10 protein-coding genes are annotated in these 14,775 nt (G+C 72.9%); 4 read left to right on the top strand and 6 right to left on the bottom strand.

Going from position 1 to position 14,775, the window contains the following annotated elements:
- Positions 1–30 precede the first annotated feature (30 nt).
- A complete protein-coding gene (locus AB0K14_RS06670) occupies positions 31–645 on the bottom strand; it encodes an RICIN domain-containing protein (RefSeq protein WP_360466648.1) in 615 nt (204 codons plus the stop codon).
- Between the two features lie 471 nt (positions 646–1,116).
- Between AB0K14_RS06670 and AB0K14_RS06675 the strand changes: the two genes are divergently transcribed.
- On the top strand, positions 1,117–2,136 hold the full coding sequence (locus AB0K14_RS06675; RefSeq protein WP_360466651.1) for a carbohydrate-binding protein: 1,020 nt from the start codon (positions 1,117–1,119) through the stop codon (positions 2,134–2,136).
- Between the two features lie 204 nt (positions 2,137–2,340).
- Here the strand turns inward: AB0K14_RS06675 and AB0K14_RS06680 are convergent, their stop codons facing one another.
- Complete coding sequence (locus AB0K14_RS06680; RefSeq protein WP_360466548.1) at positions 2,341–4,179, bottom strand: ABC transporter ATP-binding protein; 1,839 nt, start codon at positions 4,177–4,179, stop codon at positions 2,341–2,343.
- A 148-nt stretch (positions 4,180–4,327) separates the two neighbouring features.
- On the opposite strand from AB0K14_RS06680, the gene AB0K14_RS06685 reads away from it, so the two are divergent.
- The 3 genes from AB0K14_RS06685 (at position 4,328) to AB0K14_RS06695 (ending at position 10,203) form a co-directional block, all read left to right on the top strand.
- Positions 4,328–8,050: a S8 family serine peptidase gene (locus AB0K14_RS06685; RefSeq protein ID WP_360466551.1), complete on the top strand. Its 3,723-nt coding sequence runs from the start codon at positions 4,328–4,330 to the stop codon at positions 8,048–8,050.
- Positions 8,051–8,247: 197 nt separating this feature from the next.
- Positions 8,248–8,916 carry a polysaccharide deacetylase family protein gene (locus AB0K14_RS06690; RefSeq protein ID WP_360466553.1) on the top strand — a complete coding sequence of 223 codons (669 nt, stop codon included), beginning with the start codon at positions 8,248–8,250 and terminating at the stop codon, positions 8,914–8,916.
- 18 nt (positions 8,917–8,934) lie between these two features.
- Entirely contained in the window at positions 8,935–10,203 is a 1,269-nt protein-coding gene (locus tag AB0K14_RS06695) for an SGNH/GDSL hydrolase family protein (RefSeq protein ID WP_360466556.1), read from the top strand.
- Between the two features lie 224 nt (positions 10,204–10,427).
- Here AB0K14_RS06695 and AB0K14_RS06700 read toward each other — a convergent pair whose 3' ends face one another.
- The 4 genes from AB0K14_RS06700 to AB0K14_RS06715 all read right to left on the bottom strand — a co-directional run bounded on the left by AB0K14_RS06700 (position 10,428) and on the right by AB0K14_RS06715 (position 14,763).
- Entirely contained in the window at positions 10,428–11,099 is a 672-nt protein-coding gene (locus AB0K14_RS06700; RefSeq protein ID WP_360466559.1) for a DUF2306 domain-containing protein, read from the bottom strand.
- 175 nt (positions 11,100–11,274) lie between these two features.
- On the bottom strand, positions 11,275–11,943 hold the full coding sequence (locus tag AB0K14_RS06705; protein WP_360466562.1) for a response regulator transcription factor: 669 nt from the start codon (positions 11,941–11,943) through the stop codon (positions 11,275–11,277).
- Positions 11,940–13,079, bottom strand: a complete 1,140-nt coding sequence (locus AB0K14_RS06710; RefSeq protein WP_360466565.1) for a sensor histidine kinase — start codon at positions 13,077–13,079, stop codon at positions 11,940–11,942. Before AB0K14_RS06710 ends, AB0K14_RS06705 begins: the two co-directional genes overlap by 4 nt.
- Positions 13,080–13,362: 283 nt before the next feature.
- Entirely contained in the window at positions 13,363–14,763 is a 1,401-nt protein-coding gene (locus AB0K14_RS06715) for a PLP-dependent aminotransferase family protein (RefSeq protein ID WP_360466568.1), read from the bottom strand.
- Between the last annotated feature and the right edge of the window lie 12 nt (positions 14,764–14,775).

Below are 14,775 nucleotides of genomic sequence, written 5' to 3' on the forward strand. Positions count from 1 at the left end.
CAACGCCACCTGTTCGTGCAGTCAGGTTCGTCAGTAGGTGACGAGCCATTCCTCGTTGTACGGGGCGGAGTACTCGCAGGTGTGCTGGACCGCCCAGGCGCGCTCGTCATGGCTGGCCCAGTTGACCGCCAAGCACTTGCCGGTGTGCTGGTTGACGAAGTGCGAGTACCCGCTCGCCAGGTGCTCGCGGTTCCAGTTCTCGTTGTACGGCGCGGAGCTCTCGCAGGTGTGCTGCACGACCCAGGCGCGCTCGTCGTGGCTCGCCCAGTTGACGGCCATGCACTTGCCGGTGTGCCCGTTGACGATGTGCGCGCCGTCGAAGTACCACTCCTCGTTGTACGGCGCCGAGTACTCGCAGGTGTGCTGGACGACCCACGCGCGCTCGTCGTGACTGGCCCAGTTGACGGCCAGGCACTTGCCGCTGTGGCGGTTGACGATGTGCCAGGGCCCGTCGAGCATGTCGGCGGACACGCCGGCCCGTCGGGCGACGTCGGCCCGTCTCGCCTCGACCTGGGCCTGGCGCACCTCGGACCCCGACGCGGCGACCGGACCGGAATCGCCCGCGTGCGCCGGGGCGCCCGCGAGGTTCACCGCGCCGATGGTGAGTAGCGCTGCCGCTATCGCGGCCACTTTCCGCAAGGACATGAGCTTGCTCCATCGTGGTCGATAGGTGAAGTCACTCCGGGAGCAGAGTCGTGGGATCCGGCCGATTTCCGGACAGGTTGGCCGCATGAGGTGGAATGCTCTTGTGGCATTACCGGCGTGCCGCCCGCCTTGACCTGCCCGACAACCCTGTCGAACTCGCCATTCGCACCGAAGGCGCTGGTCGTGGCTTCCTCCGGGACAGGCTCAGGCCAACGTAACACGGTTCTGCAACAGTGGCGGAGCTGCGTTCGGGAATTCGCAACGGGCCGCCCGGTTCGGTTCTCCGAATCACGTCTCCGGATCGGTCGCACCCGGCGCAACGCGTGACGGCCGGTTGACCTATAGCCGTATTCACCGGCGCCGTGCAGGCTTCAGGTGTCGCAGTGTGCCGGGGGGAGTCGAAATGTGTCACCTGCGTCCTCTTCGCCTGCGGTGAGTCGAATTCGCCTAGTGAGAGGACCACTGGTGGCAATGTCATCATCGTCAGCGCGCCGCCACCCGGTACGCCGGGTGGCGGTCGCCCTGCTCGCCTTCGGCGTGGTGTTCGCGGCGGGTGCGCCGGTGTCGGCGTCCGCCGAGGGCGCCGCCGCGGACAAGGGCGCCCCGGTCGCCGCGCCGTCACCGGATTCGCCCGTGAGCGGGAGACTCGTGCCGGCGGTGCGCGGTGACGCCGCGAGAGCCGCCGCGGGCGGTGCGGTCAGCGAGAAGTTCCAGGCGCTCGGCGCGGCCCGGCACACCGACCGGGCCGGCGCGGAGCAGCGCACCGATCGGGTCGGCGCGTCCGGTACCGCCGACCTCCCGCCGTGGAGCGGCTCGCTGCACACCGTCTGGGGCGCGTTCCCGAACGTCGCCTCGGACGGCGCGCAGGCCACCCACACCATCAACCCGGGCATCCGGATGTCGGCGGGCAACCCGGACGTGGTGTACGCGCCGACGCTCGACCCGAGCGGCAAGACGTGCATCGAGGTGACCACGTTCTACTGGCAGGGCGGCAACGGCGTCGGTGCGTGGGACTGGTGCGCGGCCTCGCCCGGCTTCGCCGCGGTGGCCTGGATCGACGCCACCTTCGTCAGCACGTACACCGCGCCGTTCCAGGGGCTGCCCGCCTACACGGTGCTGGACGTGCAGACCGACGCGGTCGCCAACTCCTGGACCGCCTACCTGTACAACCACACCACCGGGGCCTGGGACGCGCTGTTCACCAGCGCCGACCCGGCCAAGCTCGGCATCACCCACGGTGGTTGGAGCATGTTCGAGGTCTACACCGAGTACAACCCCGCCACCGGTGAGGGCTACTACTGCACGGAGACCTACGGCACCCAGTTCCACGCCGCCGACATCCGGATCAAGGTCGGCGGCACGTGGAGCACGCTGACCACGGCCAACTCCTCGGTGACGCCGCCCGGCAGCGTGTCCAGCACGGACTTCGGCTGCTACAGCCTGTCGTTCACGCTGCCGACGGCGAACAGCCACTGGCAGGTGTCGCACTGAGCTGCTGAGCCCGTTCGCCTGACCGCGGTGTGGTGCCCGCCCCTGCACGGGCACCACACCGCCCCACGCCGGTCGTCCCGGGTTGTCCGTCCAGCGTGACGGTCACGCTGGACGGACAACCCGGGCGCCGGCTACACATGTGGTGCGCCACCTCTGGGCGGTCCATTGAGGATCCCTGGAAGGAACACCCGTACTGCGGCGCTCTCACAAGGGTTTCGCACCCACCGCGTCCGTGACGACCTCGTCGGCCGCTGTCTCGTCCAGGAAACCACCGGACTGGTGACGCCACAGCTTCGCGTACATGCCGTCGGTGTCGAGCAGTTCGGCGTGCGTGCCCTGCTCGACGATCCGGCCCCGGTCGAGCACGACCAGCCGATCCATCCGCACCACGGTGCTCAGCCGGTGCGCCACGACCAGCGCCGTGCGACCTTCCATGAGCCGCCACAGCGCCTGCTGCACCAGCACCTCGCTCTCCGAGTCCAACGCGCTGGTCGCCTCGTCCAGCAGCAGCACCGGCGCGTCGCGCAGGATCGCGCGGGCCAGCGCGACCCGCTGCCGCTGCCCGCCGGACAGCTTGATGCCGCGTTCGCCGACCATCGTGTCGAACCCGTCGGGCAGCGCGTCCGCGAACTCCGTCACGTGCGCGGCGTTCGCGGCGCGCCGGATCTCGGCGTCGGTCGCGCCGGGCCGCGCGAACGCGATGTTCTCCCGCAGCGTCCGGTGGAACATGGCCGGGTCCTGGGGCACGTACGCGATCAGGCTGCGCAGGTCGGCCTGGCGCAGGCGCGCGATGTCCTGGCCACCGATGAGGATGCGACCGGCGTCGACGTCCATCAGCCGCAGCAGCAACCGGGTGAGCGTGGTCTTGCCGCCACCGGAGCGGCCGACGAGCCCGATCCGGGTGCCCGGCGCGACGTCCAGGTCCAGCCCGGTGAACAGCGGCTTGCCGCCGCCGTGCGCGAACACCACACCGTCGAACGTGACCCGCGAATCCTTCACCCGCAACGGCTGCGGGTCCGGCGGGTCGAGCACGGTCGGCGGGTCGAGCAGCAGCTCGGTGAACTGGGCCGCCTCGGTCAGGGCGCTCTCCAGCCGCCGGTAGATCTGGTTGAACTCGAACATGATCCGCGTCGCGTTGCCGAAGTAGGCGAACGTCACCACGATCGCCTCCACGCCCAACCCGCCGCTGACCCCGACGGCGACCGCCAGGCCGAGCACGTTGGTGAGCACGGACAGCGGCGCGACCACGGTGTCGATGCGCAGGTTGCCGTAGTCCCACGACCGCAGCGCCAGCACCCGGCTCTCGGCCGTCCGGTCCCGGTGCTCCGCGCCCTCGCGCCGCTCGGCGGAGAACGCCCGCACCGTCTCCATGTTCATCAGCGTGTCGGCGACGTGGCCGGACACCCGCGCGTAGGCGGCTTCCCGCTCGTCGACCAACTGCTGGCGGCGGCGGATGAGCGGCGCGACCACGAATCCCGTGACGAGGATCAGGCCCAGCAGCACCACGACCAGCAGCGGGTCGTAGCTCCACAGCACGACGCAGGCGAAGCCGAGCGGGATGATGTTGGCCACGACCTTGAACGCGACCGTGTCCACGAACTCCTCGAAGCGGGAGGCGAAGCTCAGCACCCGCTTGGTGAGCGAACCGGCGAAGTTGTCGTGGAAGAACGCCGCGTCCTTGCCGAGCAGCGCGTCCATGCCGTAGACGGACAGGTGCTCGATACCGCGGCTGTCGGTGCGGTTGAGGCAGTGGACGCCGATGCGCCACAGCAGTTCCGCGAACAGCATCAGGCCGGCGAACGTCAGCAGGTACGGCAGCACCGCGGCGAAATCGGTGTCACCGTCCGCCGCGAGACGACCCGCGAGGGCGCCGACGGCCAGCGGCGCGAGGTAGAGCAGGCACGTGTTGCCCAGCGCGGGCAGCACGACCGCGCCCACGCCGAGCAAGCGGTGGCGCCGCAGTTCCCGGCCGTACAGGCGCAGGGCGAGCAGCACCGCTCTCTTGCGGTTGTTGACGGGTTTTTCGGACCTTGGCGCGACCATCCGACTCCCTTCGGAGGCACCTTGGCCGGGTCGATGTTGCCGTAGTGCACCCCGTGAGGGCGATCGAATAACGCACGAACGCACAACCGCAGAGCCGGTCGCAGGCGTCAGTGTGGTGAGACGAATTCCCCCATCCACGGGAGTGCGAATGAAACGACGAGTGCGGCTGCTCGCGGGCGTGGCGGCGCTGTCCGCCGCGATGGCGGTGGCTCCGCCGGCGGGCGGCACGGCGATCCCGCTGTCACCCGGCGCCCCGACCGCGACCGCGTCCGACGGGCGGTGGGTGACGCTGGTCACCGGCCACCGCGTGCACGCCTCGCGCACCGCGCAGGGCCGGTGGTCGGTGCTCACCGAGCCGGAGCCGGGTGGCCGGGCCGGCGGGTTCATCCAGTACGGCAAGCGCCGGGGCGCCGGGACCGACCTGTACGTCGTGCCGCAGGTGGCCGCGGCGCTGGTGCGGGCCGGCACGCTGGACGAGGAGCTGTTCAACGTCTCCGGGCTCGTCCGGCAGCGCTACGACGACGCGCGCAGCGACACCGTGCCGCTGCTGGTCGAGCACCCGGACGTGGCCGCGGCCACCGCACCGGAGGGCGCCCGGGTCGAACGGCGGTTACCCGACCTGCGCCTGGCCGCCGTCGCCGAGCGCAAGGCCGACGCGCGCCGGTTCTGGTCGGCGATCACGGCGGGCGGGCCCGGTGCGTTGGCGGGCGGTCCGCGGCGGATCTGGCTGAACGCGCGGGTGGAGGCGTCGCTGGACACGAGCGTGCCGCAGGTGGGCGCCCCCGCCGCCTGGGCCGGGGGCCTGACCGGCCAGGACGTCACGGTGGCCGTGCTGGACACCGGGTACGACGGCGACCACCCCGACCTGGCGGGCCGGGTGGTGGTGAGCCAGGACTTCAGCGGCACCGGCAGCGCGCGGGACGGCAACGGGCACGGCACCCACGTCGCGTCCACCATCGCGGGCTCCGGCGCGGCGTCGGGCGGCAAGTACAAGGGCGTCGCGCCGGGGGCGAAGCTGGCCATCGGCAAGGTGCTGGACGACTCCGGCTCCGGTCAGCTCGACGACGTCATCGCCGGGATGCGCTGGGCGGCCGCCGAAGCCGGGGCCAAGGTGGTCAACCTGAGCCTGGGCTCGGGCCCGACCGACGGCACCGACCCGGCGTCGCAGGCCGTCAACGCCCTCAGCGCCCAGTACGGCACGCTGTTCGTGGTGGCGGCGGGCAACTTCGGCCAATCGGAGTCGGTGTCCAGCCCGGCCGCCGCCGACGCGGCGCTCGCGGTCGGCAGCGTCACCAAGTCGGGCGCGCTGTCGGTGTTCTCCAGCCGCGGCCCGCGCCTGGTCGACGCCGCCGTCAAGCCGGAGATCGCCGCGCCAGGCTCGGACATCGTCGCGGCCAGGGCCGCGGGCACGCAGCTCGGCGAGCCGGTGGACGAGAGCTACACCAAGCTGTCCGGCACGTCGATGGCCACGCCGCACACCGCGGGCGCCGCGGCCATCCTGGCCCAGCAGCACCCGGACTGGACCGGCGACCGCCTCAAGGCCGCGCTGGTGGGCACGGCCGCACCGGTGGCGGACGCGGGCGTGTTCGCCGTCGGCGGCGGCCTGGTCGACCTGGCGAGGGCGACCACCCAGCCGGTCCAGGCCTCGCCCGGCACGATCGGCTCGTACCTGAAGTGGCCCGGCACCCAGCCGGACAAGCGCACGGTCACCTACACCAACCCCGGCTCGACGCCGATCACCCTGGCGCTGGACCTCAGGCTCGCCGACGGCCCGGGGCAGGCTCCTCCGGCCGGGTTGTCGACGCTGTCCGCGTCCGCGGTGACGGTCCCGGCCGGGGGCAAGGCGGACGTCGCGCTGACCCTGACGCCCCGCTCGGGCAAGCCGGGCGTGTACGGCGGCGTGCTCAGCGCGACCTCGGCGGACGGCGAGGTCCGGCTCCGCACACCGGTCAGCGTCCACGACGAGCCGGAGATGCACGACCTGACCGTGACGGTGAAGAACCGCGACGGCGTCGCACCGGGCCCGCAGGACCGCTCGGTCGCGATGGTGATCAACGTGGACACCGGTGACACGTGGTTCGGCGCGGCGGGGGAGCGCGTCCGCGTGCCGGCGGGCAAGTACTCGGTCGTCGGCGCGGTCAGCACACCCAGACCGGGCGCGTTGCCCCTGGAGAGCACGTTCGTCGACCCGGACGTGCGGGTGTCTCGGAGCACGACCGTGAACTTCGACGCGCGCAAGGGCAAGCGGATCGCGCACACCACCGACCAACCGGCGGCCCGCGGCGGCGTGGCGCACACGCAGTTCCGCACCGCGATCACCGACCGCGAGCAGTACCCGACCGTCTTCTCGTACGCGGTCGACCCCCGGTTCGGGGAGTTGTACGCGCAGTCGGAGGAACGCAGGTTCGTGCCCTGGTTCGGTTACGCGGACAACGTCCGGCTGGAGGAGCCGGAGCTGGAGGTGTTCGCCGAGGGGCCGCAGCGGTTCGAGGTGCCCGCGGGCTGGCTGCGCGGATCGCCCTCGCCCAGCGGCAACCAACGGCTCGCGACCGTCCACGGTGGACTCGGCACGCCAGAGGACCTGGCGGGCATCGATGCCCAGGGCAAGCTCGTGGTGCTGGAGCTACCCGGTGAGCTGACCTACGAGGAGGTCTACGCGCGCATCCGTGCGGTGAGGGACGTGGGCGGCAAGGCGGTGGCCGTGCGCGTGCTGGAGGAGGAGGCGGCGACGGCACGATCGGACGAGGAGTTCCCGGCCGTGCTGCCGACGTTGCGGCTGTACGACGAGCCGGGCAAGAGGTTCGCCGACCTGGTCGAGGCGGGCGGGGTGACGACCAGCGTCACGGCCCGGTCCGGCAGCGCCCACCGGTACGAGTTGTCCTACCCGTCGGCCGGACTCCTGCCCCAGCGGCTGACCACGGTGGCGAAGACCGCCGACCTCGCCGCCGTGCGCATGGTCTACCACGGGGGCACCGAGGAGGAGCCACCGATCACGTCGGCGTGGGTCGAGGCGCTGGGCGCCGAGATCGGCACCCAGTGGGGCCTGCCCGGCGTGCCGCACGCCGAACGCGTGGAGCACTTCACCCCAGGCCGGTGGCGCATCGGGGTCGGCGGCTGGTGGGGCGCCGCGGGCACCGCGCACGAACGGGCGGTGCTGGAGGGCGGCAAGTCCTACCGGATGCAGTGGCACGCGGCGGTGGCCGCGCCGGGGTTCGCCGGCACGACCGCGAACGAGCTGGGCGAAGACCACCCGTGGGCGTGGCGCACGGGCGACCTGCTCGACATCACGGTGCCGTTCTTCACCGACGCCGCCGGGCACCCCAGGGCGGCCGAGCCGTTCTTCGGCTACGACAAGGGGTCGACCGCGCTGCACCTCGACGGTCGGCTGGTGGGCAGCCAGGACCAGCCGGGGCGCGGCGTGTTCGTGGTGTCGCAGGAGGAGGGGGAGTACCGGCTGACCGCCGACGTCAGCCGCGAGGACCAGCCGTGGTGGCCGCTGTCCACGAAGGTCAGCGGGAGCTGGACGTTCCGGTCCGGGTTCCGCCAAGGCCCGGGCGGCGCGCTGCCGCTGCTGTCGGTGGGCTTCGCGCCGGCCGTCGACCTGCACAACGTCGCACCGGCCGGCGACTTCTCCTTCCCGGTCACGGTGAACAGGCAGGACAAGGCACCCGAGGTGAGGTCGTTGGAGCTGGAGGTCTCCTTCGACGACGGCGGCACCTGGGCGGCCGTTCCGGTCGGCCGCGACGGCGCCCGGTGGACCGCGAAGGTCACCAACCCGACGGGCGCGTTCGCGTCGCTGCGCGCCAAGGCGTCGGACACCGAGGGCAACGCGGTGGAGCAGACCGTGATCCGGGCGTACCGGATCGGCTGATCGACGGTTCCCGGCCCGGGCGGGCCGTCCGTGAGGCGGACGGCCCGCCCGCACGCTCGCCGTGCCGGGGCCCGGTGGTGGGTGACACCACGCGGGTGTCGGCCAGTTGAGACCCGAAACTTCCGCGAAATGTCTGGTAGGGCGCTTGATCGCGACCTGATAGTGGTCAGCGCTCGTCCGACGGAAGGGGTTTCACGATGCGGTGGAGAACGGTCCTGCTGACGACCGGCCTGGTGCTCGGTCTGAGTTCGGCGCCGGCCGGCGCGGCCGAACCGGTGATCGTCGACTCCACCCGGCACGGCGGGCGGACGGTCGCGTTCACCTTCGACGACGGCCCCAACCCGGAGGACACGCCGCGGCTGCTCGAAGTGCTGCGCCGACACCACGTCAAGGCGGTGTTCTGCCTGTGGGGCGACTACGTCGAGGCCAACCCGCGGCTGGTCCGCAAGATCGTCGCGGGCGGGCACCTCCTGTGCAACCACAGCATGCACCACGACGACATGGGCGGGTGGACGCCCGAGCAGATCGAGGCGGACCTGCGCCGGACCAGCGCCGCCATCCACCGCGCCGCACCCGGCGTGCCGATCCGCTACTTCCGCGCGCCCTACGGCAGCTGGGGGCAGTCGCCGCAGGTCGCGGCCAAGATGGGCATGACGCCGCTGGGCTGGAAGCTCGCGATCGGCGACTGGGAGCCGCCGGGCGTGGACGAGCTGGTGCGCCGGGTCAAGGACGGCCTCACCGAGGGCGCCGTGGTCCTGATGCACGACGGCCCGGACGACCGCGGCCAGACGGTCGACGCGGTGGCCCGGCTGATCCCCGAACTGCGCGCCGAGGGCTGGCGCTTCGACCGGCCCGCACGCGGCTGAACGGGAAGGACCGGCGAGGTGAAGGGTTCCGAGGTGAAGCGCTCGACGACGGCGGCGTTGGCCGCCCTGCTGCTCCTGCTGCCGACCGCGGCCTCCGCGTCGGCGCGGTCCACCTGGGTGGGCACGTGGGCGACGTCCCCCACGACCGTGCCCGCCTCGGACACCACGTCGTTCGAGGACCAGACGCTGCGCCAGGTCGTGCACCTGAGCGTCGGCGGTGACGCGGTCCGGGTGCGGCTGTCCAACGAGTTCGGCACGCGGCCGCTGGTGGTGGGCGAGGCCCGCGTCGCCCGGCGGGCGGGCACGGGTGCGGCGATCCAACCCGGCAGCGACCGGCGGCTGACGTTCGGCGGTCGCACGTCGGCCACGCTGCCGCCCGGCACCCCGTTGCTCAGCGACCCGGTCGCGCTGCGCGTGGCGGCCGACTCCGACCTCGTCATCAGCATCCACCTGCCGCAGCGCACGCCCGCGACCACGGTGCACGCCTTCCCGTACCAGGACGGGTACGTCGCGGCGGGCAACGTCACCGGTCGGGCCGACATCACGCCGACCGCCGTGCTGGGCAAGTGGCACTTCCTCACCGGCGTCAGCGTGTCGGGCAGGGGCAGGCCCGGGTCGACCGTGGTGGCGTTCGGCGACTCCATCACCGACGGCGCGGAGACCACGCGCGGCGCGAACCGGCGCTGGCCCGACGTCCTGGCCCGCCGCTTCGCCGCCGAGCCGCGCCTGCGGCACCTGGGCGTGGTCAACGCGGGGATCAGCGGCAACCGGCTGCTGCACGACCCCAACCCGCCCGCGGGTCACCCGGCGGAGGCCTACGCGGCCTACTTCGGGCAGTCGGCGCTGCGCCGCTTCGACCGGGACGTGCTGGCGCAGCCGGGGGTCGGGCACGTGATCGTGCTCCTCGGCGTCAACGACCTCGGCCACCCCGGCACGAGCGCGCCGTTGACGGAGAAGGTGACCGCGCAGGACATCATCGGCGCCCACCGGCAGCTGATCGCCCGTGCCCACGCTCAGGGCCTGCGCATCCACGGCGGCACCATCACGCCGTTCCGCGGCGACACGTTCGGCTTCTACAGCCCCGAGAACGAGGCCGCGCGCCAAGCCGTCAACCACTGGATCCGCACCGGCGGCGAGTACGACGCCGTGATCGACTTCGACCGCGCGATCCGCGACCCGGCCCAACCCGACCGCCTGCTGCCTGCCTACGACAGCGGCGACCACCTGCACCCGAACGACGCGGGCATGGCCGCCATGGCCGCAGCCGTGAAGGTGCGCTCTTTCTAATTGCCTGTGTTGGATTGCCGCTGCTCCGCAGACGGCGGCTCGGTCGCCGGGAAGTCGGTCGTTCGCGTCCTGATTTCCCGAAGATCGAAAAGCGTGATCTTCGGGAAATGAGGACGCGAACGACCGACGCGACCTCGCGGGCGTGTGGCTGACTCCCGGCGCCAGCACCAGGACCGGCACCGGCGCTGGCGCTGCAACGCAGACGTGCCCCGGCCTCCGTTCCGTTAGGCCGCTGGAGCGACGGCGGCGGCTTTGGTGGTGGGGCGGGCGCGTTTGGTCGGTCGCCTGCGGATCAGCCACTCCGCGACCGCGACGTTGATCACCCAGCCCGCGCCGAGCAGCAGTGTCCTGGTCAGCGGGCCGGGATCGCCGGCGAACACCATCCACACGACCGTGACGACCGCCTGCGTGCCCGCGCCCTGGGCGATCGCGTAGCCGCGGATCATCCACGCCCGGTGGCGGACGATGTCGCGCCGCCGGATCGCGGCGAAGCCGAGGGCGATGGCCGCGATCATGGCCGAACCGAACACCAGCCGGAAGGCGGCGAGGAGGTGGCCGTCGCCTTCCGGATAGGGGTAGAACAGCGCCATCCACACACCCGACAGGCCCATGACGAGCCCGCTGGGCACCAGGAGTTTGCCGAGCGCGCGGTGCCTGCCGGGCCGTCGCCTGCGGAACCGGGGTGCGAACTGGAACGCACCCACAACGCAGAACAGGACGGCGGCGATGATGTGCGCCACCACCGGGAGCGGCGCGGCGAAGAACCGCGCGTTGTCCTCGGTGACCTCCCCGCCGGCCAGGTCGGCGAGGCGGACGACGCCGCCGCCCATGGGAACGAGGGTGAGCGCGATCAGCCCGGTGGGTATCAGCCACTCGGCCCTGGTGGAGGAGGTCACGAGGCAGGCCCTTCTTCGTCTCGGTCGGGTGATCCGAGTCTGACGACCGGCGTGGTGCCGATCATCGGAAGAAGGGCTCGAACCGAGCCGTCCTATCGGGCGGGGACGGCCTCGTACTTTCGGCTGCCGGCCGGGACATCTGCCAGGCCCGACACACCCCGGCCGAGACCACGCGTCAGCGGCCGAGACCGTGGCGCACGCGGTCGGTCTCGTAGGCCCACATGGCGATCTCGACGCGGTTGCGGGCGCCCAGCTTGGCCATCAGGCTCGCGATGTGCGTCTTGACGGTGCTCAAGGTGATGTGCAGCTCGTCGGCGATCTCGCTGTTGGTCCGTCCCCGTGCGACGGTGACGAGGACCTGCTCCTCCCGGTCGGTGAGCGGTTCGACGGGTTGTCGCGGCGGCGCGGCGGGTCCGGCGGCGGCGAACGTCCTGAGCAGGCGCGCGGTGATGTTCGGGGCGATGAGCGCGTCGCCCGCGGCCGCCGCGTGGACGGCCTGGGTCAGCAGGGCCGGCCCCGCGTCCTTGAGCAGGAACCCCAGGGCGCCCGCCCTGAGTGCGGCGTAGACGTACTCGTCGAGGTCGAAGGTCGTGATGACGACGACGGCCAGCGGGTCGTCCACCCCCGGTCCGGCCAGCAGCCGGGTGGCCTCGATGCCGTCCACGCCGGGCATCCGGATGTCGAACAGGCACACGTCGGGGCGCAGCCGTCCGGCGAGCTCCACGGCGCGTCGCCCGTCTCCGGCCGACCCCACGACCTCGATGCCCGGCTGGGCGTCGAGGATCATCGTGAGCCCGGTGCGCACGATCTCCTGGTCGTCCGCGACGACCACGCGGATGCTCACGACGCCGTCCCCGTCCGGGGCAGCGTGGCGGTCACGGTCCAGCCCCGTTCCGGGTCGGGGCCCGCCGCGCAGGTGCCCCCGAGCAGGTCGACGCGTTCGAACATGCCGATGAGCCCGTACCCCGGCGGCGAGGTCGACCGCGCCCCGTCACCGTCGTCGCTCACGCGCAGGTGCACGGACGTGTCGTCGGCGGCGACGTGGACCTCGATGCGGGTGGCGTGCCGGGCGTGCCGCCGCGCGTTGGTGATCGATTCCTGGGCCAGCCGGTAGATCGCGGCGCCGACCGACGGGTGCACGTCGTCGAGGTCGCCGACGAGGCCTACCTCGACCGACGGTCCGGTGCGGGCCCGGGTCGCCAGGTCACCGAGGTCGGTGATGCGCGGGCTGGGTGTCGGCGTCAGGTCGGCCGGGTGGTCCCGGCGCAGGACGCGCACCATCGCCCGCATCTCGGCGAGGGCGCGTGAGGCCTCGGCCTCGATCACGCGCAGCGCGTCGGCCGCGGCTGCCGGCCGGGACGCCGCCGTCGCCAGGCCCGCCTGGGCGCGGATCGCGATCGCGGACACGTGGTGTGCGACCGTGTCGTGCAGGTCCCGGGCCAGCCGTTCCCGTTCCAGCAGCTTGGCCTGGTCGAGTTCGCGCGTCCTGGCCCGGACCCGGTACCGCGCCGCCGCACCGAGCGCGACGGCCGAGAACACCACGGTGAGCCCGCCGATCGCGTCGGCGAGTCCGACGTGGCGCGAGATCATCGAGAGGACCGCGCCGCCGAGCACGATCGCCAGACCGATCACGACCTCGCGCCCGGAACCCCACCTGACCAGGGAGTACACCAGGATCAGCAGGAACGCCGCGGAGTAGGGCTCGACCTGCTCCCCGCCCGTCACCAGCGGGAGCAGACCGGTCGTGCCGAACGCGACCGCGACCACCGCCAGCGGCCGGACCCGGCGCCACAGCACCGTGGGCACCAGCCCGACCACGACCACCACCGAGAGGACCCGCCACGGCAGTTCCGGCCGCAGTGCCCCTTCGAGCACCGCGGCCGGCACGAGCACCGCCACGAGCGCCCAGTCCCGCCACACGCGCGGTGGGGCGTGGCCGGGCCGCGGCTCGTCCCACGTCGAGCGGAGAAGATCCTGCACCCGGCGATGGTACGAGAGCCCGACCCGCGCCGAAGCCACCCGCACGCCGCCCCCGAGCCGCACGCCGCCGGAGCCGCGGGCCACCGTCAGCGCGGGGCGCGGAAGAAGCCCCGGAGAAGCCCCGGATGTCGTCGTCGAGCTGCGATCCGCGCCGAACAGCTGCGCGTTCCAGCCGGGCGTGCCCGCGGGCGAGTCGGCGTTCCCGTCACCGGGGGTCGGTCTGGTCGAAGAACACCGGTGAGGAGGTCGACTTGGGGGACAACGGGAGGGCGCCGCTGGGGCGTTAGACCGACATCGACGGCACGAGTGGCCGGCGGGTCGACTCGGCGGCGAATGCGCGCCACGCGTTCGCGAGTGCGGCGACGGCGGCGCTGATCACCGGTGGCTCGGCGGTGAACGGCAGCCGCAGCCGGTCGGCGCTGCCGCCCGTCGGGTCGAGCGAGCCGCCGGGCAGCACGGCCACCCCGTGCCGCAGCGCGACCTGGGCGTAGGACGCGGAGTCCGCGTCGGGCAACCGCACCCACAGCGTCTGGCCACCCGCGGCGGGCGTGAACTCCCACTCCGGCAGCTCTTCGCGCAGCCGTGCGCAGAGGTGGTCGTGCTGCCGGCGCAACGCCGTGACGCGGGCGGCCCGGACGGCGGTGAAGTCGGCCAGCAGCTCCACCGCGGCCAGCTGGTCCAGCACACCGCTGCCCAGGTCCTGCACCGCCTTGAACCGGGCCAGCCGGGCGACCAGCGCCGCGTCGGCCCGCACCCAGCCGACCCGCAGCCCGCCCCACACGACCTTGCTCAACGACCCCACGGTGATCGCCCGCGCGGCGGGCGGTGCCGCCGGCGCACCGGTGAGGTCCAGCTCCGCCAGCACCTCGTCCAGCACGAGCGGCACGTCCTCGGCCGACCGGATCAGGCGCGAGCGCTCCAACGGGCTCATCGACGTGCCGGTGGGGTTGCGGAACGCGGGCATCGCGTACACCAACGCCGGCTTGCGCCCGCCCAGCGCGCCCGCGAGGTCGTCGTCCGCCCGGACCACCGCACCGACCTCCCGGAACAGGTCCAGGGCGCCCGAGTAGGTCGGCGCCTGCACCAGCACCTCGTCACCCGGCCGCACGAGCGCGCGCGTCAGCAGCGCCAACGCCTGCTGAGCCCCGGTCGTCACCAGGATCTGCCCCTCGGTGGTCGGCACGCCGAGTTCGCGGTAGCGCGCGGCCAGCGCCGCCCGCAGCGCCGGGTGCCCCGACGGGTGGTAGCCCAGGTCGACTCCGCCGAGGCGGTCCGCCGCCCGCCGGTGCGCCTCGACCAGCGCCGCGGGCGGGGACAGCGGCCCGGCGCAGGCGAACTGGAGCACGCCGTCGGGCGGCTCCAGCAGGTTCACGAACATCGGGTTGGCGGTCTCCGCGCGGGCCGCCGCCGCACGTCCGCCCGGCGACACCCACGTGCCGCTGCCGCGCCGCCGCGTCAGCCGCCCCTCCTGCCGCAGCAGGTCGTAGGCCGCGATCACGGTCGTCCGCCCGACCGCGAGACCCGAGGCCAGGGAGCGGTCGGGCGGCAGCACCGTCCCCGACGGCAACAGCCCTCCGTCGATCAGCTCCCGCAGGCGCGCGGCCAGCAGCAGGTACAGCGAGCCGCGGCCCGCCGACCAGCGCCCGAGCCGTCCGGCCAGGTCGTCCACGGCAATTGGCTTCATGATGGGACCAAT

Source organism: Actinosynnema sp. NPDC050801 (assembly GCF_040673975.1).
In the GTDB taxonomy this organism is placed as follows: Bacteria; Actinomycetota; Actinomycetes; order Mycobacteriales; family Pseudonocardiaceae; genus Actinosynnema.